The following is a 21,947-nucleotide window of genomic DNA, read 5'->3' on the forward strand; positions in this document are numbered from 1 at the left end:
AAGCCCTATCCCCGTCATTGCGAGCGAAGCGAAGCAATCCATAGCGCCGCAGAGGAAGCATGGATTGCTTCGTCGCAAGGGCTCCTCGCAATGACGGTCGTAACTTGAGAGTTCGTCATTCCGGGATGGTCCGTAGGACCAGACCTCAGGTGCGCAATTGCGCACCGGGGAATCTCGAGATCCCCCGATGTGCAATTGCACATCTGAGGTTCGCATCTTCGATGCGCCCCGGGATGACTTCAAAAGCGCGTGCGCTTTTGAAGTCACTTCTCCAGATACTTCTTCATCTCGGCGCGCAGACCGTCGCGCAGATCGGCGCGGGCCATGCCGTAGGCGATGTTGGCGCGCAGGAAGCCGGGCTTGGAGCCGCAATCGTGCCGCTCGCCCTCGAACTCCAGGCCGTAGAATTTTTGTGTGTTGGCGAGCGCTCGCATCGCATCGGTGAGCTGGATCTCGCCGCCGGCGCCGCGCTCCTGGGTCTCGAGAATCTTGAAAATCTCCGGCTGCAGGATGTAGCGCCCGGTGATCGACAGATTTGACGGCGCGGTGCCTTTGGCCGGCTTCTCCACCATGCCGTCGACCTCGAACATCTTGCCGGTGCGCTTGCCGACGCCGCAGATGCCGTATTGATGGGTCATGTCTTCGGGCACCGCCTCGACCGCGAGCACGTTGGATTTCTCACCGAGCTTGCTGGCGGCCTCGATCATCTGCGCGAGGCAGCCCGGCGTGTTCAGCACCAGTTCGTCCGGCAGCACCACGGCGAACGGTTCGTCGCCGACGATGTCGCGCGCGCACCAGACCGCATGGCCGAGACCCAGCGGCGCCTGCTGGCGGGTGAAACTGGTGGCGCCGGCGGCGGGTTGGTCGCGCGCCAGGATGTCCTGCTCGGCCTTCTTGTTGCCGCGCGCGGCGAGCGTGGTGTCGAGCTCGAACATGCGGTCGAAATGGTCCTCGATCACGCCCTTGTTGCGGCCGGTGACGAAGATGAAATGCTCGATGCCGGCTTCCTTGGCCTCGTCATAGACGTACTGGATAAGCGGCTTGTCGACGATGGTCAGCATTTCCTTCGGCATCGCCTTGGTGGCGGGCAGGACGCGGGTGCCGAGACCGGCGACCGGGAAGACGGCTTTGCGGATTTTCATGGGAATATCGGAAGTCCCTTAAGCGTGAGGAGTATGCGTCTGATGGACGTTGGTAGCCCGTTTGCAGCCGGGAACAAAGGCGGATGTGTGGTGCAACAAAGTCTGCATCCCGCTTTGCGCCCCCTTGCGGCGGAACAGGGAAAGCAACAAATTCCGGCCTCTGTTAAGCTGTTGGAAACTGTGACAGGGCCTTGTGAAACGGGGACGTTGGAGGGCGGAGACGACATGCGTTGGACGGGAACCGCGGTGACCTACCGGACCGCCGCGATCATCATTGCGGTGACGCTGCTGCATGCTGCTTTTTGCACCCAGGCTTTTGCCCAATCATCCGGCAACAACGGCGTCTCGAACTTCCTCGGCAACATCTTCGGCCAGAAATCAGCCACCTCGCCGCAGGCGCAGGCAGCACCTGCCCCGGAAGGCGCCCCCTCCGCGCCATCAGCACCATCCGCACCGCCGCCCTGGAGCGGCGAAGACGGCGGTTCGGGCCATCCACTGATGACCGCAAACGCGATCCGGCAGGCGGCGGCGAATTTTCCCAACTGCGTCGCTTCGATGTGGCCCGATGCCGCACGGCGTCACGTGACGCAAGCGAATTTCGAACGCTTCACCGCGGACCTTTCGCCCGACCTGCGCATCATGGACCTGATGGATTCGCAGCCCGAATTCACCAAGGCGATCTGGGACTATCTCGACATCCTCGTGAATGACAACCGGCTCGCCAAGGGCCGCGAGATCCTCGCCAGGTACAAACCGCAATTCGACGCGGTGGAGAAAGCCTATGGCGTCGACCGCTACGCCATCGCGTCGATCTGGGGCATCGAATCGAATTACTCGACGCAAATGGGCGATCGCAACGTGCTCAATTCGACCGCGACGCTGGCCTGCATCGGCCGCCGCCAGGGCTATTTCAAGGACGAGTTCCTGACCGCGCTGGAGATCCTGAACCGCGGCGACCTGCGTCCCGAACAGATGCGCGGCTCGTGGGCCGGCGCGTTCGGACCGACGCAGTTCATGCCGACCGCCTTCAAGCGCTACGCCGTCGATGCCGATGGCGACGGCCGCCGCGACGTCGTCGACAACCCGGCCGACCTGATCGCCTCGACCGCCAACAACCTCAGGAAGGACGGCTGGCAGTCCGGCCAGACCTGGGGCTATGAGGTCGTGCTGCCCAAGGGTTTCAACTTCATGCTGGCCGACAAGGCCAAGGCGATGCCGATCGCGCAGTGGGAACAGCAGGGCCTCAGACGCGCCGACGGCAAGCCGTTCGGCAATCAAGCCGACAAGGCCTATTTGCTGGCGCCCGCCGGGGCTGACGGGCCGGGATTCCTGATGCTGCAGAATTTTCGGGTGATCATGAAATACAACCCGGCCGAGGCCTATGCGCTGGCGATCGGGCATTTCGCCGACCGCCTCCGCGGCGGCGCGCCGTTCGTACAGCCCTGGCCGCGACAGGAACGGGTGCTGTCGCGGGCCGAGCGGTTGGAGCTGCAGCAACTGCTGGCCCAGCGCGGCTTCTACCGGGGCACCCCGGACGGCCAGTTCGGCGGCATGACCCGCGAGGCGCTGCGCGGCTTCCAGGCCTCTATCGGGGCCCCTGCGGACGGTTTCGCCTCCTCCGACGTGCTGGAGCGGCTGCGGGGGCGCTGAAACGGGGATTTGGCCCGCAAAAGTGACCCTGTAGCGCACATTTTCGTGCCGCCCTTGACGGGGTGGCGGTTGCCCGATTTATGGCAAGGAATATGCCCGCTTGCGGCCTGATTCAGCTATTATAACTGCGCCTTCACCACCCAGTGCGACCGAGCCGGATGCAAAAGCCAAAGTCCTTTTTCCGCGTGTTCACCGAAACCGGTCCGCTGACGGCGGTGGCGGTGGCGATCGCGCTGTTGATCGGGATCGCGGGACCGGCGTCGGCGCAGTTTTTCAATTTCGGCGGCTTCGGCGGTCCGCCGCAGCAGCAGCGGCAGGCACCGCGCAACAATGGCGGCGGCTGGTTCGGCGGCGACTTCTTTGCGCCGTTCCAGCAGCAGGCCCCGCAACAAGCGCCACGCCAGGATTTTTCCAGGGCGCCGGCGCCCGCCAAGCGCGATACCGCTCCGGAACGTAACGTGCTGGTGCTCGGCGATGCGATGGCGGACTGGCTCGCCTACGGCCTGGAAGACGCCTACTCCGAACAGCCCGACATGGGCGTGATCCGCAAGCACCGGACCGTGTCCGGCCTGATCAAATATCAGCCCAAGGGCGAACCGTCGGATTGGGCCGCCGCCGCCCGCAGCATCCTCGCCAACGAGAAGCCGGACGCCATCGTCGTCATGCTCGGCCTCAACGACCGCGTCGCGATGCGCGAGCCCGCGGTCGACAAAACGAAGAAAGACGAGAAGAAAGACGACAAGAAGACCGCCAAACCGGCCGACGCCAAACCCGATGCCAAGCCCGGCGCGAAACCGGAAGGCTCGGCGGAGACCGCCGCCAAGCCGGATGACAAGCCGGCCGATGCCGAAGCCGCCGACGACGCCGACAGCGATGCGCCGCAGACCGCAGCGCCGGAGAAGAATTCGCGCTCGGCGGGCGGGCTCTACGAATTCCGCGACGAGCGCTGGGTCGAGCTCTACGCCAAGAAAATCGAAGAGATGATCGGCATCCTGAAATCCAAGGGCGTGCCGGTGCTGTGGGTCGGTCTGCCAGCGGTGCGCGGCGTCAAGGGCACGTCCGACTCGCTGTTCCTCAATGCGCTCTATCGCGACGCATCAGCCAAGGCCGGCATCACCTATGTCGATATCTGGGATGGCTTTGTCGACGAGGCCGGCCGCTTCCTGCAGAAGGGCCCCGACTTCGAAGGCCAGATCCGCCAGCTGCGTTCCTATGACGGCGTGTATTTCACCAAGCCCGGCGCGCGCAAGCTCGCGCATTATGTCGAGCGTGAAGTCACCCGCCTCCTGGCTTCGCGCTCCGGACCGATCGCGCTGCCGGTCGAACCGGCGACGCCCGACGCCAATGCCGTGCCGGGCCAGCCGGCGCCGCGGCCACTGGCCGGACCTATCTTGCCGCTGGTGGCCTCCTCCGTCGGTACCGATCAATTGCTCGGCGGACCGGGCACGCGTCCCGCCGCGGTCGATGCGCTTGCCGCGAGGACGCTGGTGAAGGGCGAGCCGCTGGCGGCGCCGGCCGGCCGCGCCGATGATTTCGCCTGGCCGCGCCGCGAGATCGGCCGCGAACAGGCCAAAGAACCAGGCAAGGAACCGGGCAAGGAACCAGGCAAGGACCAAGCCAAGGGTGAATCGCCGGTCGCGGCCACCTCACCTGACGGTACGGCCCCGGCAGCCGCGCCCGCCGCGCCGCCGAAACCCCTCGCGCCGAAGCGGCAATTCCGTCCCGCGCAGACCGAACAGCCGGCATTGCGCGATTTCTTCGGCGGCTTCGGTGCGCCGCCGCGCCAGATTGCACCAGCGCCGCCACGCGCGCCTGGACCCATCGCGCCGGGCGTGCCGCGCCCGCCGGGTAACGTCGGACGAGCGGCAGAAGCCCCGGCAGGCGCGTTCACGCGATAGACGCCATTTCCACGCAGATGGACGGTGTGGCTTGGCTCGCACGTCATCCCCGCGCAATGGCTTCGCCATTGTCGCTGGAGGCGCGAGCGAAGCGAGCCTCGAAGATGGGCCACGGGCCGTACTCATCCTTCGAGGCGCGCAAGTCTGCGGCGCAATTGCGCCGCTGAGCGCACCCACGGGTGAACGCAATTGCGTTCATCCCGGGGATGACGGAGCGACAGTGTGAGGCTCAGCCGTAATACCGCCAGCGCGATGGCGGCGGGCGGCGCGGTTGACGGGTCATCAACAGCGCCAGGGCGAATCCGATCCCGCCTGCGACCAGAAGCGCGCCGAGCGGATTGTCCTGCACGGTTTTCGCCATCGCCTTCTGACCGTCGCGGATGGTGTCGCCGCTGTTGTCGTAGGCGTCCTTGACGGTATCCACGGCATCCTTGGCGTAGTTGGCCGCCGCATCGGTGGCGTCGCGCGCGGCATCCTTGGCCTGACCGTACAAATTCTGCACGGTGCCTGCGGCCTCGCGCGCGCGGGCCTCGGCCTGCGTCTTGGCATCGCCCGTCATGCTACCGACAGCGCCTTCGACCTTGCCGGCGAAATCCTTGGCTGAACCTGCAATTCGATCCTTGTCCATCACGATCACTCCCTGTTTCAGAGGAAGTAACCGACGAGACGCGTCGAGGTTCCTGATGCTTAAAGTATGAGCCCGCCATCGACCACAATGGTCTGGCCGATGACATAGGACGCCAGCGGCGACGCCAGGAACAAGGCGGCGCCGGCCATGTCGGCGGGGGTGCCGAGACGCTTCAGCGGAATCCGTTCAAGCGCGCCTTCGAGCCGCTTCGGATTTGCCGTCGTCGCCTTGGTCATCTTGGTGTCGACCAGCCCCGGCGCGATGCCGTTGACGCGGATGCCGTTCTCGGCCCAGGCCTCGCCCAGCGTGCGCGTCAAGCCGACCGCGCCGGTCTTCGAGGCGTTGTAGGCCGGATTGCCCATGGTCGAATGATAGGCCGCGGTCGAACTGACGATGATCAGCGATCCCTTGCTGGCGCTCAGCATCGCGTGAAATTTCGTCGCGCAGGCCATCAGGCTCATCAGATTGACCTCGAGCACCTTGCGAAAGCCATCCATTTCGAATTCGCCGCGCCGGTAGATCACTGCGCCCTGCGCCAGCACCAGCACGTCGAGGCCGTCGAACGACGGCTTGAACTGCTCGATCGCCTGCGCACTGCTGACGTCGAGCTGCGCATATTCGAGGCCTTGAAGGTCCGATCCTTCGCCGGCGAAATAATCCGCCGCTTTGGCGCGGGTGCCGCAGACCGCAACCCGCGCCCCCTTGGCGCGGAACGCCTGCGCGATGCCATTGCCGATCCCGCTGGAGCCGCCGACCACCAGCACCTGCTTGCCGCTGAAATCGAGTTCGTTCATCGCCTGCATCCTTTCTAGCTCGAGCTCTCATCGAGGAAGTTGACCATGAGAACCTCGTCGTAATATCGCCCGTTGTGCTTGAGGGCTTGCTTTTCATAGCCGTATTCGACGAAACCCATCGCGCGATAAAGTTTTCGCGCGCTTTCATTCTCGCTCACCACAGTCAGCTGCACCAGCTCCACGCGCCCGCGCGCATGGTCGAGCACCGCCGCAACCAGGCTTTTTCCAAGCCCCATGTTCCGCGCCGACGCCCGGACATACATGGTCCAGAGGCGTCCCTTGTGCGCTTGCTTCAAATTTTCCTGCGCGGAATATCCGGCTATTCCGGCGAGCGTGCCATCGAGGAACGCAGCGAAAATATCCGCAGCCCCGAGCCTCGCCTCGAACCAGGACAGCGGCTCTGCGCTTTCGCGTCCGAACGTGCTGCCGAAGGCTTCAGGATTTTTCTGCAGCGCCTCCAGCCGGATGTCCCGGTAAAGCGCGGCGTCCGAAATCTGCAGGCGGCGAATTTGCAGTCCGGGAATATTGGCCAACGTTGCACCTGTTACTGCAGAATCTTGTTTTGACGCGTTTTCTTCACGCGAACCGGAGTCCACTTCGCTGGAAAACGCTCTGGTTTGACCTGTCTGCGGATCGGTGCCAGCCTTGTCAATCCTGCAACGCAATGCACAAATTCCGCGAACATTTTAGGTCAGAATCCGCGATGTCAGATTTCAGAGAGCTCAGCCGTTCGGTCAAGGGCCTGACCGTTCTCGTCACCGGCGCCGCCAGCGGCATGGGCCGCGCCACCGCGCTGGTGTTCGCCGCCGAAGGCGCCAATGTTGCCGTCACCGACATCAACGCCGAGGCCACGCAGGCCGTCGCCGATGAAATCAAGGAAAGAGGCGGCAGCGCCAAGGCCTGGACGCTCGACGTCGCCAGGGCCGATGACATCATCAAGGTCGTCGGCGCCATCGCGGCGCATTTCGGCGGCCTCGACATCCTGATCAACAATGCCGGCCTGTCGCTGCGATCCGCGATCGACGCGGACGGCTATGACGAGGCGTGGACCAAGGCGCTGGCGGTTATGCTGACCGCGCATCCCCGCATCATTCGTGCCGCGCTGCCGCATTTGCGCCGATCCAAATGCCCGCGCATCGTCAACATCGCCTCCACTGAAGCGCTCGGTGCCACCGCAACGAACAGCCCGTACGCGGCCGCCAAGGCCGGCGTCACCGGCCTGACCCGCGCGCTCGCCGTGGAACTCGGCCGCGAGGGCATTACGGTGAACTGCATCTGCCCGGGGCCGATCCGGACCGGGATCACCGAGCGGATTGCGGAGGAGCACAAGACCATCTTCGCCAAACGCCGCACCGCACTCGGCCGCTACGGCGATCCCGAGGAAGTCGCCCATATGACGTTGAGCCTGTGCCTGCCGGCCGCTTCATACCTGACCGGCGTGGTTATTCCGGTAGACGGCGGGTTGATGGCGCGGAATGCGTGATGCCACTTTGTCATTGCCGGGCTTGACCCGGCAATCCATCCCCTTCGAAAGGCATTTATGAAGATTGATGGATGCCCGGATCAAGTCCGGGCATGACAGCTGTGCGCTCGGCAAGCGCTGGAGAACGTTGACTTGGGCCCGTCACGGAGTAGTTTTTTACAAAACGAAGCGGGACAACCGCCCGCCGCACTATGGAGAAAACGCCATGACGGTCACGATCCGGCAGCTGGGTAAGCACTTCTTCGGCGAGGTTTCCGGCGTCGATCTGCGCAAGCCGCTGACGCCGCAGGAGGCCGCCGACATCGAAGCCGGCATGGACAAATACGCCGTGCTGCTGTTTCGCGGCCAGGACGTTACCGACGAGCAGCAGATGGCGTTCGCGCTGAATTTCGGCGAGCGGGAAAATCCGCGCGGCGGCAGTGTCGTCAAGCCGGAGGATTCTCGGCTGGCTCAGACCGGGCTCAACGACGTCTCCAACCTCGGCAAGGACGGCAAGCCGCTGCCGCGCGACAGCCGCATCAACCTGTTCAACCTTGGCAATTGCCTGTGGCATTCCGACTCATCGTTCCGTCCGATCCCGGCAAAATTCTCGCTGCTGTCGGCGCGGGTGGTGAACCCGAAGGGCGGCAACACCGAGTTTGCCGACATGCGCGCGGCCTATGACGCGCTCGACGACGAGACCAAGGCCGAGATCGAGGACATGATCTGCGAGCATTCGCTGATGTATTCGCGGGGATCGCTCGGCTTTCTCGACTACACCGATGAAGAGAAGGAATTGTTCAAGCCGGTGCTGCAGCGGCTGGTGCGCACCCATCCGGTACACGGCCGCAAATCGCTGTACCTGTCGTCGCATGCCGGCGCCATCAAGGGGATGACCATGCCGGAAGCGCGGGTCCTGCTGCGCGACCTCAACGAGCACGCCACGCAACCCGAATTCGTCCACGTCCATAAATGGACGCTGCATGACCTCGTGATGTGGGACAACCGCCAGACCATGCATCGCGTGCGCCGCTACGACCAGTCGCAGCCCCGCGACATGCGCCGCGCCACGGTGGCGGGAACGGCGCCGACGGTGGCGCAACAGGCGGCGGAGTAGATTACTGTCGTCCCGGCCTTGAGCTCAGATGTGCAATTGCACATCGGGAGACCCATACGCCGCGGCCCATCGGTTAGATCGCCGGCGTTAGTGACCTTCTGAAACAACGACTGCCGCGGAGTATGGGTCCCGGCTCGAGGCCGGGACGACGCTGTGAGTGTGGTTACGCCTGCCCAGCCTCGATGCATCCTTCCATGATCCCATCGATCTCGGCGCGCGAGAGCACGCCGATCTCCGCAACGAACACCATCCGGGTCCGCGGCATTCCAGCGGCCGGCGGCCCGCCAGGGGCCAGCGTCGCCCGTCCGCCGGCGAACTGAAGCAACATCAACCTGCCGGGCTGCTCCACGGATTCGAACAGCCCCTTCGCCCGCGCCAGCTTCGGCGCGAGCCGATTGATCGCCGCCTGCAATCGGGCCAACGACAGCGGCCGTTCCGACGTCCAGCTCAGCGCCTCGAAGCGATCCGTTGCTGGCCGTCGCTGCCCCGGCTGGCGTGGCACCGGCGCTCGATCCGGATCCGAAGGGAAGAGCAGCGCCATCGGAACCTCGCCGTGCGGCGCATCGACCAACACCGCAGCCGGACGGATCGAGCGGATCGCATCGCGCACCGGCGTGTGGCTGGCCGCGTCCGCGAGGTCCACCTTGCTCAGCGCGATCACATCGGCCGCCCGTATCTGGGACCGCAGCAGGGCGTCGTCGAACCTGGCGAGCGAAGTCGTGGCGTCCACGACGCAGAGCACCGTTTCGAGCGGCGCCTCGCGCCAGATCACTGGATCCATCAGGTTGCGCACGATGTCCTGGGGATCGGCGACGCCGCTGGTTTCGATCACGATGAATTCCGGCCGCGGATCACGCCGCAACAAGCCGGCCAGCGTGCGCAAGAGATCGCCTTCGAGCGAGCAACAGATGCAGCCATTGCTGAGGCTCACCACGCCGTCGGCGGCGCCGGTGATCAGTTCCGCATCGATATTGATCGCGCCGAAATCGTTGACGACGGCGGCAATCCGCCTGCCCCCGGCATGTGCCAAGAGATGGTTCACGACCGTGGTCTTGCCTGCGCCGAGGAAGCCGGCCACGAGCACGACCGGGACCGCCACCTCAGCCTCCGGTAACGGGCCGGCGCACCGGCTGCCCGGGCCGCGCCGCCACATCGAGCACGCCGTCTGATATTAGCGGCTGGCCGCTGACCACCAGATGACGCACGCCTTCCGACGGGCGGTTCATCGCAGAGAATGTCGCCCGGTCGCTCAGCGTTTCGTAATCGAACACGACGATGTCGGCATCCGCCCCCGCCTGCAGCCTGCCTTTCGCGCGCATCGCCGGCGTAGAGGGGCCAAGAATTTCCGCGGGGATCAGCGCGCATTTCCGGATGCCTTCGAGCAGCGACACTTTGCGGCGCTCGCGCACCCACTCGCGGAGGAAGCGCGTGAAGCAACCCGCCGAGCGCGGATGCGAGGTCGCGTCGTCAGGCAGCGGCCAGGCGTCGCCGGTGTAGGCGCGGCCGTCCGTCAGCGTCCAGGGCATGGCGTCGGAGGCGATCGCGCCGCCAGGATAAAGCACCGCCATGTCGAGGAGGTCGCGATGATGCGCGTTATTGTCGATATCCAGAACGTGCCACAGAACCAGCGTGGAAGGTTCGGCGGCCTGTGCCGCCATCAGTTCCTGCCGGTCGCGGAAGCGATGCCCGTCGGTCACCCGCTGCACCGAATCATAGCCGAGGCCGTTGCGCGCCTCGAATTCGGGGTCGCTGAAGAACGCCGCCGCCAGCACCGTCGAACCGGTACCGTAGGGATAGGCTTCGACCGTGATGGGCAACCCTTGCGCCTGCGCCTTGGCGATCAGCGCGACGCAACGCTCGATGTCCGTCTTGCTGGAAGAATTGAAATGGCAGATGTGCATGTGCGCGCCGGTGGCGCCGGCATAGCCGATCAGGCGGATATAGGCTTCCGCAGCGCTCTCCGGATCGATGCGCGACATATAGGCGACATGGGTGAAGGTCGGCACCTCGCGCGCCGCCGCCAGCTGGCACACGGCGGTCAGTTCCTGCACCCCGGCGCCCGGGGCATAGGCGTTGAGGATGCCGATGCCCATGCCACCCTCGCTCAGCCCGCCCGCGATGCGCTCGAGAATGCCGGCCACTTCGGTATCGCTGGCCACGTTGTCGATCCAGCGGCGGTCGCGCATCGCATTGCCGAACGCCTCCAGCGAGCTTTCCGCGTTGGAGCCGGTCATCGCGCCAATGCGCGCGAACGCCCAGTTGACCGCGGCGCCGTAGTTCAGCACGCGGCCCTTCTCGGCCTGGCGGCGATACCAGGATGCGACCGGCAAGACTCCCGCTTCGAGGTCGAGCGATGTCGTGACGCCGTCGAACGCCTGCATGCGGTCGGCCGGGATCGACTGGCCGTGCGCGTGCAAATCGATAAAGCCGGGGGCGATCACCAGTCCGGTGGCGTCGATGGTGCGCTCGGCGCTGCCAAGCCCGGTGCCGACGGCGGCGATCTTGCCATCGAGCACCGCCACATCGCCGATGGCGTCCATGCCGCTGGCCGGATCCACCACCCGGCCGCCCCTGATTACCAAACCAGCCATCTCGTCACTCCCGCGTACTGAAGACCTGTTCCCTGCGAAGCCGGCTCAGCTTCGAAGGCGCGCAGACTGGCGAATAAGGGCCGTCGCGACCCCATAGAGGCAGATTTTCGGACGGGCAACAACCTCTGCCGGCGGAGGGCACGCATCCGCGAGTGGCGCAATGGAGTTGCGCCCGCGCTTCAGCACGCAACTCGTCATACGCGGGCTTGACCCGCGTATCCATCAACTGCGCAAAATGTCTTTCTTGGGGGATGGATTGCCGGGTCATAGGCGAGCGGAAGCGACGCCGTCCTTCAGACGGCTATGCCCGGCAATGACAGCCAAGGGCAATGACAGTCAGGCGTGGCCGGCTTCGTTCGACAGCATCGCCAGATCGATCCCGATCTTGCGCAGCGCACGCTGGTATTTCTCGTCGACGTCGTCGCCGAAGATCAGGTCCGCGTCGGCGGCGCAATGCAGCCAGCCATTGTGCTGGATTTCGTCCTCAAGCTGCCCCGGCGCCCAGCCGGCATAGCCCAGCGCCAGGATTGCGTGCTTGGGTCCCGAGCCCTTGGCGATCGCTTTCAGGATATCGACGGTCGCGGTCAGGCAAATGCCGTCGTCGATATTGAGCGTGGCATCCTTGATGAAGAAATCGCTGGAATGCAGCACGAAGCCGCGGCCGGTATCGACCGGACCTCCCTTGAGCACCTTCATGGTCTCGGCGTTTTCCGGCAGCGTGATCTGATCTGCGGTCTTGATGATATCGAGCTGTACCAGCAGCCCGGGAAAATCGATGCTGCCGGCCGGGCGGTTGACGATGATGCCCATCGCGCCTTCGGACGAATGGGCGCACATATAGATGACCGAGCGTTCGAAGCGCGGGTCGCCCATGACCGGCATGGCAATCAGCAGCTGGCCGTCCAGATAGCCCTCATTGGGCGAATTGTGGCCAATGCCGCCGACTTTGCGGCGAGCAGTCTTCGGTGCCGTCTTCGGTGTCTTGCCTTCAGGGCTCATCCGCAAAGGCCTCTCTTGCTGATTCATATCCTGATATCGGGTGGCGGTTCTGTCAATCAAGCCGCGCGTTGTATTCGATCGCGGATCACAAGCAATTCAATGGTTTGCGGCCAAACTTGCCTGTAAAGACGTTTCATGACCGTCATAGTTCCCATGCGGGCCGCGTTCGGCATTGCTGCCACTTTGGCTGTCGCATGCGCGGCCATCGAGGTTCGCGCCGAGGATGCCTCGCCCTGGCAGCGCGACACCCATTCCGCGATCCGGCTGCTGGCGGGATCGCGCAGCGGCGCGGTGCTGCTCGGCGGTATCGCTATCCAGCTGCAGCCGGGGTGGAAAACCTATTGGCGGACGCCCGGCGATTCCGGCGTTCCGCCCCGCTTCGACTTCTCCAAGTCCGACAATGTCGAGGCGGTGACGGTATTGTGGCCGGCGCCGATGAAGTTCGATGACGGCGCGGGCGGCTTCTCGCTCGGCTACAAGCAGCAGGTCGTGCTGCCGCTGCGGATCGTCGCCAAGAACACCGACAAGCCGGTGACGCTGCGCGCCGACATCAACTATGCGGTCTGCGACAAGCTCTGCATCCCGGTCGACGCCAAGGCGGAGCTGGCCTTTGCCAGTGTGGCAAGCACCGAGGACGGCAATCTGTCCGATGCACTCAACGCGGTGCCGAAGCCGGCCAATGTCGGCGATCCCAATCCCCTCACCATTCGCGACGTCAGGCGCGAGGGCAAGGCCAACGTGCTGGTCGACGTCACCGCGCCCGGCGGCAAGGAGGTCAGCCTGTTCGCCGAAGGTCCGACGCCGGACTGGGCGTTGCCGATTCCGAAGCTGATCGAGGGCGGTCCGCCCGGCGTCAAACGCTTTGCCTTCGAACTCGACGGCCTGCCGCCGGGCGCGAGCGCCGACGGCGCCGCGCTGAAACTGACGCTGGTCGGCGGCGACCGGGCTTATGAGTTCAATGTGAATTTGCAGTAGCTTCGCCCCGGCGAACGCCGGGGCCCATACGCCGCGGCGGGTGTGTTGAAACACGGCGGTAGACACCTTTTTCCAACAACCACCTCCTGTGGTTATGGGTCCCCCGATGCGCAATTGCGCATCTGAGCTCAAGGCCGGGACGACGCGGAGATTGACGCCCGCGCCCCCACCCAACCGAATCTTAACGAATCGTTGATACATCGGAGCATCGCCGCCGCCTCGCGGCCTTTCGAGGATGCCTTGCTGTGGCCGTGATGGACACCGAATCCGCCTCCGCTTCGCCCGCCGGCCCGATCGCGCGCCTGCGCTCGCTGCTTCGCGGTCTCTTTGGTGGTTCGGGCGAAGCGTCGCTGACAAAGCGGCTGGCCGGCACGATCTTCATCATCCGCGTCGTCAGCGCCGCGCTCGCCTATTTCTCGCAGATCCTGCTGGCGCGCTGGATGGGCGGTTCGGACTACGGCGTCTATGTCTATGTCTGGACCTGGGTGCTGCTGCTGGGCAGCATGATGGATTTCGGCATCTCGGCGTCGGCGCAAAAGATCATTCCGGAATACCGCGCCAGCGGCCAGCACGCGCTGCTGCGCGGCTTCCTCTCCGGCAGCCGCTGGATGACGTTCGCGGTTTCATCGCTGGTCTCGCTGGCGCTGGCGGGTGTGGTGAAAACACTGTCGCCGTGGATGGAGCCCAACACGGTTGTGCCGCTCTATATCGGCTGCCTGACCCTGCCGGCCTTCGTCGTTGCCAACACCCAGGACGGCATTGCGCGCTCGCATGACTGGATGCGGCTTGGCCTGATGCCGCAATTCATCGTGCGCCAGTCGCTGATCATCGGCCTCACTGCCGGCGCCTTCGCGCTCGGTTTCAATCTCGGCGCCACGGTGGCGATGCTGGCTAGCGCCGCCGCGGTCTGGCTTGCGATGATCGGCCAGATGGTGGTGCTGAACCGAAGGCTCGCCGGCCACGTTGAGGCCGGCGCGAAAGCCTATGATTTCCGCGGCTGGCTGGCGGTCTCGCTGCCGATCCTGCTGGTCGAGAGTTTCTATCTGCTGCTCTCCTACACCGACGTGCTGATGCTGCAACAATTCCGTTCCTCGGAGGAAGTCGGTGTCTATTTCGCGGTCGTGAAGACGCTGGCGCTGGTTTCCTTCATCCACTACGCGATGTCGGCCACGACAGCGCACCGCTTCGCGGAGTATCATGCGCTCGGCGACAAGGCGCGGCTGTCGGCCTATGTGGCGCACGCGATCCAATGGACGTTCTGGCCCTCGCTCGCGGCCACCATCGTTCTGCTGGCGCTGGGCAAGCCGCTATTGTGGCTGTTCGGACCGCAATTCGTGGTCGGCTACGACATCATGTTCATCGCCGCTGTCGGCCTCCTGGTGCGTTCGGCGATCGGCCCGGTCGAGCGGCTGCTCAACATGCTGGGTCATCAGCACATCTGCGCGCTGGCCTATGCGCTCGCCTTTGTCATGAACGTGGTGCTGTGCCTGCTGCTGGTGCCGGGCTACGGCGGCCACGGCGCCGCGGCCGCAACCACGATCTCGCTGGCGTTCGAGACCGTGCTGCTGTTCTGGATCGTCCGGCAGCGGCTCGGCCTGCACGTGCTGGCGTTCGGGAAGCGTGGAGCTTAGTAATCCGTCGTAGCGATTGGAGTACGAACCCTCGCGTGTTATCGTTCTACGATGGCGACGGAGAAATCGAACGAGACTAGGCGACGGGGCAACGATTATGTTGCCACCCCCGACGAGTTGCGGATCATCGATGCCGCCATGGCATCCATCGACGCTGGGGAAACTGCGACCGCCGCAGAGATACGCGCAGCTTTCGCCAAATTTCGATCGATGCCCCGCTTTCGCGGGGCATGACGGTTCACTCCGCGGTCCAGCCGCCGTCGATCGAGAGGTTGGCGCCGGTGATCTGGGCGGCATCGTCGCCGCACAGGAACAGCGCCAGTGCGGCGACCTGCTCGGAGGTCACGAATTCCTTGGTCGGCTGGGCGTCCAGCAGCACGTCGCGGATGACCTGCTCCTTGGTAAGGTTGCGCGCCTTCATCGTCTCGGGGATCTGATGCTCGACCAGCGGCGTCCAGACATAACCTGGCGAGATGCAGTTGCAGGTGATCTTGTGGGTCGCGACCTCCAGCGCCACCGTCTTGGTGAGGCCGGCAATGCCGTGCTTGGCCGAGACATAGGCCGACTTGAACGGCGACGCCACCAGCGAATGCGCCGAAGCGGTGTTGATGATGCGGCCCCAGCCGCGCTTCTTCATGCCGGGCACCGCGGCGCGGATGGCATGAAATGCCGACGACAGGTTGATCGCGATGATCGCATCCCACTTTTCGATCGGGAATTCCTCGATCGGCGACACGAACTGGATGCCGGCATTGTTGACCAGGATATCGACCGAACCAAAGGTCTTCTCGCCGAGCGCGATCATTTCGGCGATCTCGGCGGGCTTGGTCATGTCGGCCGACGAGTAAAGGGCCTTGACCTTGTAGTCGGTCTCGATGCCGGAACGCTCTTTCTCGATGTCGGCCGGTGCACCAAAGCCGTTGATGACGACATTGGCGCCGGCGGCGGCGAAAGCGCGCGCGTAGGCCAATCCGATGCCGCTGGTCGAGCCTGTCACGACGGCGGTCTTGCCCTTCAAAATACCCATTCTGGTCACTCCTGTTTCTTGCTTTCGGGGGCGCTGGAAACGTCCCTCGTGAGATCGTAGGTCACCATGGTCTCCCCGGACTGCGGCCGTTCTAGCCATTCTTTGTGACGCATCGACAAATGCACGTCCCGGGCACCCGCATTCCAGTGCTCGACCACCCCGACATGCGAGAAATCGTAATCCTTGGACGAGGATTCGTAGTTCTTGCTGCGGTAGATCAGGTGCACCACCGTGACGGTGTTTTCCTTGACCGCGTTGCACAGGACCGCCACCGACGGATCATTCTTGAGATCATCGGGCAATTTGGCGACCAATTCACGGAGCGCCTTGCGCGTGTTGTGTACCTGCTTGTTCTTGTCGGTGTTCATCCGGGTACGGCTGGAAAAGCGGATGTCTTTCTCGCGCTCGGCGGCCTCCAGCAGCGTGGCCGGCAGATCGCCGCGCGCGCTGAACAGGTCGACCTGGAAGATCAGGAGATCGCGGTCGCTTTCCTCATCCAGCACGAAATCGAGCGGCGTGTTGGAGGCGATGCCGCCGTCCCAGTAATGCTCACCGTCGATGAGGATGGAAGGAAAACCCGGCGGCAGCGCGCCGGACGCCATGATGTGCTCCGGCCCGATCTTCTTGCCGAGCTTCTTGCATTCGACATTGTCGAAATATTTGAAATTGCCGGAGGTCACGCCGACGGCGCCGACGGAAAGCCGCATCTTCAGATCGTTGATGCGGTCAAAGTCGACCAGTCTTTCCAGCGTCTTCTTCAGCGGCGCGGTATCGTAATAGCTCAGCGATTGCGGGCTGCCCTGCGGCCACAGCGGCGCCGGCGGAAGCCGCGGCGTGAAAAATCCGGGCACACCGAAGGTCGCGATCAAAGCGGCGCTGGTCTCGTTGAACAGCGACCGCGCGCGATCACCCGGCGTAATCGGATTCCACGACACCGGCGACGATACCATGTCCCAGAATTCCTTCAGGCGATCGACGCGTGTCGCAGGGTCGTTGCCGGCAATGATCGCGGCATTGATCGCGCCGATCGAGATGCCCGCTACCCATTCCGGCTCGAAGCCGGAGCGGCACAGCGCCTGGAAGGCGCCGGCCTGGTAAGAGCCGAGCGCGCCGCCGCCCTGCAGCACCAGCACGCGCTGTGCATCAACGGGCTTCGTCGCGGGCGCGGAAACGGATGTATCCATCGTGACCGTCAATCAGAGGGCAATGATTTTAATACCGTGGCGGCAGTTCGCGACGGCGTCAATCAGCGAGATATCTGCAAGGATCACGCCGAGTTTATCGCGGCGCTATGTTTTTGTTTGCGCATGATCTTTTGGGAAAACCCGTACCCACTTGCGCCGGCAGGCCCTGCGGGTCCGGATCATGCGCTAGGTTGACGCCAGAATGAGTGTCCAGAACACCTTGTATTTGGTGTTGGGAGCATAAATCGCCGCGATGCCCAATTTTGTGACACCGTTCTTGAGCATGTTGGCCTTGTGCGGCGGCGAGTCACGCCAGCCCGAGAACGCTTCCGCCAGCGTGTGATAGCCGGCCGACACGTTTTCAACCGCGAGCTTGGCCGGATATCCGGAAGCGCCGAGGCGCTTTTCCAGCGGGCCCTTGACGTCATGATCGAGCTTGTTGCGCTTGGCCATCGCCTGCGATTGCGCTTCGGCGAGCTTCATCAGGTCCGGGTCAACCGCCACGGCGGCAAGGCCGTTATTCTGGCGGTAGAGCGAAATCATCGAGGCCGCAGCCTGCGGATCCAGCGTAGCGCCGCCATTAGCCATGCTGAGATACATGGTCGGCTGGTCCGGCGCCCTGGCGGTGTCCGCCATGCAGCCGCCCAGCAACAAAAGTCCAGCTATCGCGGCCGCGGCGCGCATGAATCAACCCCCGTGATGTCACGCAGTTGTTGCATACCAACCGTGGCTGAATGGTGAACGTGGGGCTAAATCCAGCCGTCATTCCGGGATGGTCCACTAGGACCAGACCCGGAATCTCGAGATTCCCCGATGCGCAATTGCGCACCTGAGGTTCGCTTCGCGCCCCGGAATGACGACTTCGTCGTCAATCCTGGGCCGCAAAAATACGGTAGCGGCGGGGCTGCAGGCTGACGATTTCGCCGGCCTGGAGTTCCCGGTCGCGGGGGGCGTCGATCTCGATGATGGTCTTGCCCTCGCCGTCGGACAGCGCCACCTCGGCCCGCTGAATCGGACCGAACGAACGGACATGGCGCACCGCGCCTTCCAGCGATCCGGACCCGGCGGGCCCGATCTGCATGTCATGTCGCCGGACGAACAGTTTCGAGGCCCCCGAAGCCGCGCCATTGGCGGCGATATTGAGCGGCCGGCCGCCGAGCCGCACCGAGCCGCCGCTGACATCCACCGGCAGCACGATCGACTCGCCGATGAAGCCATGCACGAACGCGGTCGCCGGGTGATCATAGACCTCGCCGGGCGTGCCGATCTGCTCGATGCGGCCCTTGTCCATGACGACGACACGGTTGGCGACTTCGAGCGCCTCTTCCTGGTCGTGGGTGACGAAGATCGAGGTGACGTGGATTTCCGAATGCAGCGAGCGCAGCCATTGCCGCAATTCCTTGCGCACCTTGGCGTCGAGCGCGCCAAACGGCTCGTCGAGCAGCAGGATGCGCGGCTCGATCGCTAGCGCCCGCGCGAGCGCGATGCGCTGCCGCTGGCCGCCGGACAACTGGCTGGGGTAGCGGTCGGACAGCCAGTCGAGTTGCACCAGATCGAGCAATTCCTTGACGCGGGCGCGGATGGTGGCCTCGTCCTTGCGAATGGCGCGCGGCTGCACCCGCAGGCCAAAGGCGACGTTTTCGAACACCGTCATGTGGCGGAACAGCGCGTAATGCTGGAACACGAAACCGACATGGCGCTCGCTCGCGCCGCGCGCCAGCGCGTCCTCGTCGTCGATCAACACCTCGCCGGCATCCGGCCAGTCTAGCCCGGCGATGATCCGCAGCAGCGTGGTCTTGCCCGAGCCGGAGGGGCCGAGCAGCGCCAGCAATTCGCCCTGGTCGACTTTCAGGTCGACATTGTCGAGCGCAGCGAAGCTGCCGAACTTCTTGACGATGTTTTTGACTTCAATGGTCACGCGGTTCCTGTCCTTCGTCCAGACGTCGCTCGAGAACGGTCTTCACGACCAGCGTGATCAGCGCCAGCATTGCCAGCAATGACGCAATCGCGAACGACGCCACGAATTGGTATTCATTATAGAGGATTTCGACCAGCAGCGGCATGGTGTTCGTCTCGCCGCGGATATGGCCGGACACGACAGACACCGCACCGAACTCGCCCATGGCGCGCGCGTTGCACAGCAAGACGCCATACAGCAGGCCCCATTTGATATTGGGCAGGGTGACGCGGAAGAAGGTCTGCAGGCCTGACGCACCGAGCGAGATCGCCGCCTCTTCCTCCTGGGTGCCCTGCTCCTGCATCAGCGGGATCAGCGCACGCGCGACGAAGGGGAAGGTCACGAAGATGGTCGCCAGCGCGATGCCGGGCACGGCGAACAGGATGTGAATGTCATGCGCCTGCAGCCATGTGCCGAAAAAGCCCTGCGCGCCGAACAACAGCACGAACACGAGGCCCGAGATCACGGGGCTGACCGAGAAAGGCAGATCGATCAGCGTGATCAGGAAAGTCTTGCCGGTGAAATCGAACTTGGCGATCGCCCAGGCCGCGATGACGCCGAACACCAGATTGAGGGTGACCGAGATCGCCGCCACCAGCAGCGTCAGCTTGATCGCCGCCAGCGCCTCCGGCTCGCCCAGCGCCGCCAGATAGGCGCCGATGCCTTTGGAAAAGGCGCTTGCGAACACCACGACCAGCGGCAGCACGACGAACACGGACAGGAAGGTGACCGCGAGGGTGATGATGATGAAACGAACCGGCCCAGGCTCGGTACGCAGATTGTCCGGCGATGTCCCGGTGCGCGGGCGCGCACGCTCGATGCGGGAGGGCGGCGGAGAAACGGTGAGATCCGCCGTCGGGGCATAGGCCCGCAGCTCGGTCGCTGACGTCACCACACTCGATTGCGTCGACATCAGTTCCTCAATGCGCCGGAATACGGGTTTGGGCCCAGCGCTGCAGGCGATTGACCGCGAAGATGATCAGGAACGACGCCAGCAGCATGACAACCGCAATCGCGGTCGCATCGGCGTAGCGGAACTCGGAGAGCCGGATCACGATCAGGAGAGGCGCGATTTCCGACACGTTCGGCAGATTGCCGGCAATGAAGATGACGGAGCCGTATTCACCGACCGCGCGCGCGAACGCCAGCGCAAATCCGGTCAACAGCGCCGGAATCAAACTCGGCAGGATCACCCTGAACACGGTGTGCCAGCGGTTGGCCCCGAGGCTCGCCGCCGCCTCCTCGATCTCGACGTCGAGATCGATCAGGACGGGCTGCACCGTCCGCACCACGAAGGGGATGCCGATGAACACCATGGCGATGAAGATCCCGATCGGCGTGAACGCGACCTTGATGCCCAGTTCAGCCAGCGGCGCTCCGAGCCAGCCTTTTTGGGCGAACAGTTGCGTGAGAGCGACGCCGGCGACCGCGGTCGGCAGCGCAAAGGGGATGTCGACGATGGCATCGAACAGCCGGCGGCCGGGAAAGCGATAACGCACCAGCGCCCAGACGATGATGGTCCCCATCACCAGATTGACCAGGGCGGCGAGAAACGAAAGCCCGAACGAAATCTTCAGCGCATTGAGTGTGCGGCGGCTGGTGATGATGCCCCAGAACTGATCAAGGCTGAGCTCGAACGTCTTGAGAAACAGGCCGGCCAGCGGCAACAGGATAATAATGGAGAGCCATGTCAGGGTCAGCCCCATGGTGAGACCAAACCCCGGCAAGCTGCTCCGCCGTGCCACCGCTATGCTCACAAGTCCCCCTGATTGCTCGGTAAATTGCCCAGATCCGTTCTAGAGCTCAGTTCTTGTAGATCTGGTCGAAGATACCGCCTTCGGCAAAATGTTCCTTCTGCGCCTTTGCCCAACCACCGAAAACGTCGTCGATCGTGAAAAGTTCGACCTTGGCGAAAGATTTTTCGTATTCCCGGGCGATCTCCGAATCGCGCGGACGGTAGGAATTGCGTGCGGCGATTTCCTGACCTTCCTTGGTATACCAGTATTTCAGGTAGGCTTCAGCCGCCGCGCGGGTGCCTTTCTTGTCGGCCACCTTGTCGACGACGGAGACCGGCGGCTCGGCCAGGATCGACAGCGGCGGCGAAACGATCTCGAACTTGTCCTTGCCGAATTCCCGCTGCGCCAGGAACGCCTCGTTCTCCCATGCCAGCAGCACGTCGCCGACACCGCGCTCGACGAACGTCACGGTCGAGCCCCGCGCGCCGGTATCGAGCACCGGCACGTTCTTGAAGAGATCGCCGACGAATTTTTTGGCCTTGTCGGACGAACCGAATTTTTTCTCGGCATAGCCCCATGCCGCCAGATAATTCCAGCGCGCGCCGCCTGATGTTTTCGGGTTCGGCGTGATGACGCTGACGCCGGATTTAATCAAATCGTCCCAATCCTTGATGCCCTTGGGATTGCCCTTGCGCACCAGAAACACGATCGTCGACGTGTAGGGCGAGGCGTTGAGCGGCAAGCGCTTCTGCCAGTCCGGCGCCACCAGGCCCTTGCCGGCGATCGCATCGATATCATAGGCCAGCGCCAGCGTGACCACATCCGCCTGCAATCCGTCGATCACAGAACGCGCCTGCGAGCCGGAGCCGCCATGCGACTGCTTGATCTCGACGCTCTTGCCGGTTTCCTTACTGTAAGCGGCAATGAACGCCTTGTTGAAATCGGCATAGAGCTCGCGCGTCGGATCGTACGACACGTTGAGCAGCGTTACATCGGCAGCGAGCGCAGAACCTGCCCACAGCAGTCCCGCGACGAGGGGCAGAAGACGACGGAACATCTCAATCTCCATTCGGCCTGGTGAAGGATATCACCGGAACACGCGGGACATAACTCGCGGTGAAGTGGCCTTTAGTCAACGAAACCGCTTTTCATTGTT

General features: G+C 63.9%; 20 protein-coding genes. 6 read left to right on the forward strand and 14 right to left on the reverse strand.

Annotated features, from left to right (window positions below):
- Positions 1-263 precede the first annotated feature (263 nt).
- On the reverse strand, positions 264-1,142 hold the full coding sequence (locus JQ609_RS10900) for a UTP--glucose-1-phosphate uridylyltransferase (RefSeq protein WP_212208561.1): 879 nt from the start codon (positions 1,140-1,142) through the stop codon (positions 264-266).
- Between the two features lie 225 nt (positions 1,143-1,367).
- Here JQ609_RS10900 and JQ609_RS10905 point away from each other — a divergent pair, with 225 nt between their 5' ends.
- Positions 1,368-2,792 (forward strand): lytic murein transglycosylase, encoded by a 1,425-nt coding sequence (locus tag JQ609_RS10905; RefSeq protein ID WP_212273417.1) that lies wholly within the window; start codon positions 1,368-1,370, stop codon positions 2,790-2,792.
- A 158-nt stretch (positions 2,793-2,950) separates the two neighbouring features.
- Complete coding sequence (locus JQ609_RS10910; RefSeq protein ID WP_212273418.1) at positions 2,951-4,690, forward strand: SGNH family hydrolase; 1,740 nt, start codon at positions 2,951-2,953, stop codon at positions 4,688-4,690.
- A 229-nt stretch (positions 4,691-4,919) separates the two neighbouring features.
- On the opposite strand, the gene JQ609_RS10915 is transcribed toward JQ609_RS10910, so the two are convergent.
- Genes JQ609_RS10915 through JQ609_RS10925 form a run of 3 tightly spaced genes read right to left on the reverse strand, consistent with a single transcriptional unit; the run spans position 4,920 to position 6,708 of the window.
- A complete protein-coding gene (locus tag JQ609_RS10915) occupies positions 4,920-5,318 on the reverse strand; it encodes a CsbD family protein (RefSeq protein ID WP_212273419.1) in 399 nt (132 codons plus the stop codon).
- Between the two features lie 59 nt (positions 5,319-5,377).
- A complete protein-coding gene (locus tag JQ609_RS10920) occupies positions 5,378-6,112 on the reverse strand; it encodes an SDR family NAD(P)-dependent oxidoreductase (RefSeq protein WP_212273420.1) in 735 nt (244 codons plus the stop codon).
- Positions 6,113-6,126: 14 nt separating this feature from the next.
- Complete coding sequence (locus tag JQ609_RS10925) at positions 6,127-6,708, reverse strand: GNAT family N-acetyltransferase (protein WP_312014835.1); 582 nt, start codon at positions 6,706-6,708, stop codon at positions 6,127-6,129.
- A 107-nt stretch (positions 6,709-6,815) separates the two neighbouring features.
- On the opposite strand from JQ609_RS10925, the gene JQ609_RS10930 reads away from it, so the two are divergent.
- Both JQ609_RS10930 and JQ609_RS10935 read left to right on the forward strand, forming a co-directional pair.
- On the forward strand, positions 6,816-7,595 hold the full coding sequence (locus JQ609_RS10930; RefSeq protein ID WP_212273421.1) for an SDR family NAD(P)-dependent oxidoreductase: 780 nt from the start codon (positions 6,816-6,818) through the stop codon (positions 7,593-7,595).
- 205 nt (positions 7,596-7,800) lie between these two features.
- Positions 7,801-8,691, forward strand: a complete 891-nt coding sequence (locus JQ609_RS10935; protein WP_212273422.1) for a TauD/TfdA family dioxygenase — start codon at positions 7,801-7,803, stop codon at positions 8,689-8,691.
- 163 nt (positions 8,692-8,854) lie between these two features.
- On the opposite strand, the gene JQ609_RS10940 is transcribed toward JQ609_RS10935, so the two are convergent.
- The 3 genes from JQ609_RS10940 to JQ609_RS10950 form a co-directional block, all read right to left on the reverse strand.
- The gene (locus JQ609_RS10940; RefSeq protein ID WP_212273423.1) at positions 8,855-9,790 is read right to left on the reverse strand and encodes a GTP-binding protein; all 936 of its coding nucleotides are present in this window, start codon (positions 9,788-9,790) and stop codon (positions 8,855-8,857) included.
- A gap of 1 nt (position 9,791) precedes the next feature.
- Positions 9,792-11,282, reverse strand: coding sequence for an amidohydrolase family protein (locus JQ609_RS10945; RefSeq protein ID WP_212273424.1), 1,491 nt, complete (start codon positions 11,280-11,282; stop codon positions 9,792-9,794).
- Between the two features lie 336 nt (positions 11,283-11,618).
- Positions 11,619-12,281 carry a YqgE/AlgH family protein gene (locus JQ609_RS10950; protein WP_212273425.1) on the reverse strand — a complete coding sequence of 221 codons (663 nt, stop codon included), beginning with the start codon at positions 12,279-12,281 and terminating at the stop codon, positions 11,619-11,621.
- Between the two features lie 135 nt (positions 12,282-12,416).
- Here JQ609_RS10950 and JQ609_RS10955 point away from each other — a divergent pair, with 135 nt between their 5' ends.
- Positions 12,417-13,256 (forward strand): protein-disulfide reductase DsbD domain-containing protein, encoded by an 840-nt coding sequence (locus JQ609_RS10955; protein ID WP_212208572.1) that lies wholly within the window; start codon positions 12,417-12,419, stop codon positions 13,254-13,256.
- A 254-nt stretch (positions 13,257-13,510) separates the two neighbouring features.
- Positions 13,511-14,887, forward strand: coding sequence for a polysaccharide biosynthesis C-terminal domain-containing protein (locus JQ609_RS10960; RefSeq protein WP_212208573.1), 1,377 nt, complete (start codon positions 13,511-13,513; stop codon positions 14,885-14,887).
- A gap of 238 nt (positions 14,888-15,125) precedes the next feature.
- On the opposite strand, the gene JQ609_RS10965 is transcribed toward JQ609_RS10960, so the two are convergent.
- The 7 genes from JQ609_RS10965 to JQ609_RS10995 form a co-directional block, all read right to left on the reverse strand.
- Entirely contained in the window at positions 15,126-15,914 is a 789-nt protein-coding gene (locus JQ609_RS10965; protein ID WP_192736915.1) for a 3-hydroxybutyrate dehydrogenase, read from the reverse strand.
- 5 nt (positions 15,915-15,919) lie between these two features.
- Complete coding sequence (locus tag JQ609_RS10970; RefSeq protein ID WP_212273426.1) at positions 15,920-17,098, reverse strand: DUF3734 domain-containing protein; 1,179 nt, start codon at positions 17,096-17,098, stop codon at positions 15,920-15,922.
- 186 nt (positions 17,099-17,284) lie between these two features.
- Entirely contained in the window at positions 17,285-17,782 is a 498-nt protein-coding gene (locus JQ609_RS10975) for a CAP domain-containing protein (RefSeq protein WP_192736918.1), read from the reverse strand.
- Positions 17,783-17,966: 184 nt separating this feature from the next.
- A complete protein-coding gene (locus JQ609_RS10980) occupies positions 17,967-19,016 on the reverse strand; it encodes a sulfate/molybdate ABC transporter ATP-binding protein (protein WP_212273427.1) in 1,050 nt (349 codons plus the stop codon).
- Positions 19,006-19,968, reverse strand: coding sequence for a sulfate ABC transporter permease subunit CysW (gene cysW, locus JQ609_RS10985; protein ID WP_212208576.1), 963 nt, complete (start codon positions 19,966-19,968; stop codon positions 19,006-19,008). The genes JQ609_RS10980 and cysW overlap by 11 nt, the downstream gene beginning before the upstream one ends.
- A 7-nt stretch (positions 19,969-19,975) precedes the next feature.
- Positions 19,976-20,782 (reverse strand): sulfate ABC transporter permease subunit CysT, encoded by an 807-nt coding sequence (gene cysT / locus JQ609_RS10990; protein ID WP_283813791.1) that lies wholly within the window; start codon positions 20,780-20,782, stop codon positions 19,976-19,978.
- 76 nt (positions 20,783-20,858) lie between these two features.
- Positions 20,859-21,860: a sulfate ABC transporter substrate-binding protein gene (locus tag JQ609_RS10995; RefSeq protein ID WP_212273428.1), complete on the reverse strand. Its 1,002-nt coding sequence runs from the start codon at positions 21,858-21,860 to the stop codon at positions 20,859-20,861.
- Positions 21,861-21,947: the final 87 nt, after the last annotated feature.

Source organism: Bradyrhizobium sp. AUGA SZCCT0169, from assembly GCF_018130085.1.
Taxonomy (GTDB): domain Bacteria; phylum Pseudomonadota; class Alphaproteobacteria; order Rhizobiales; family Xanthobacteraceae; genus Bradyrhizobium.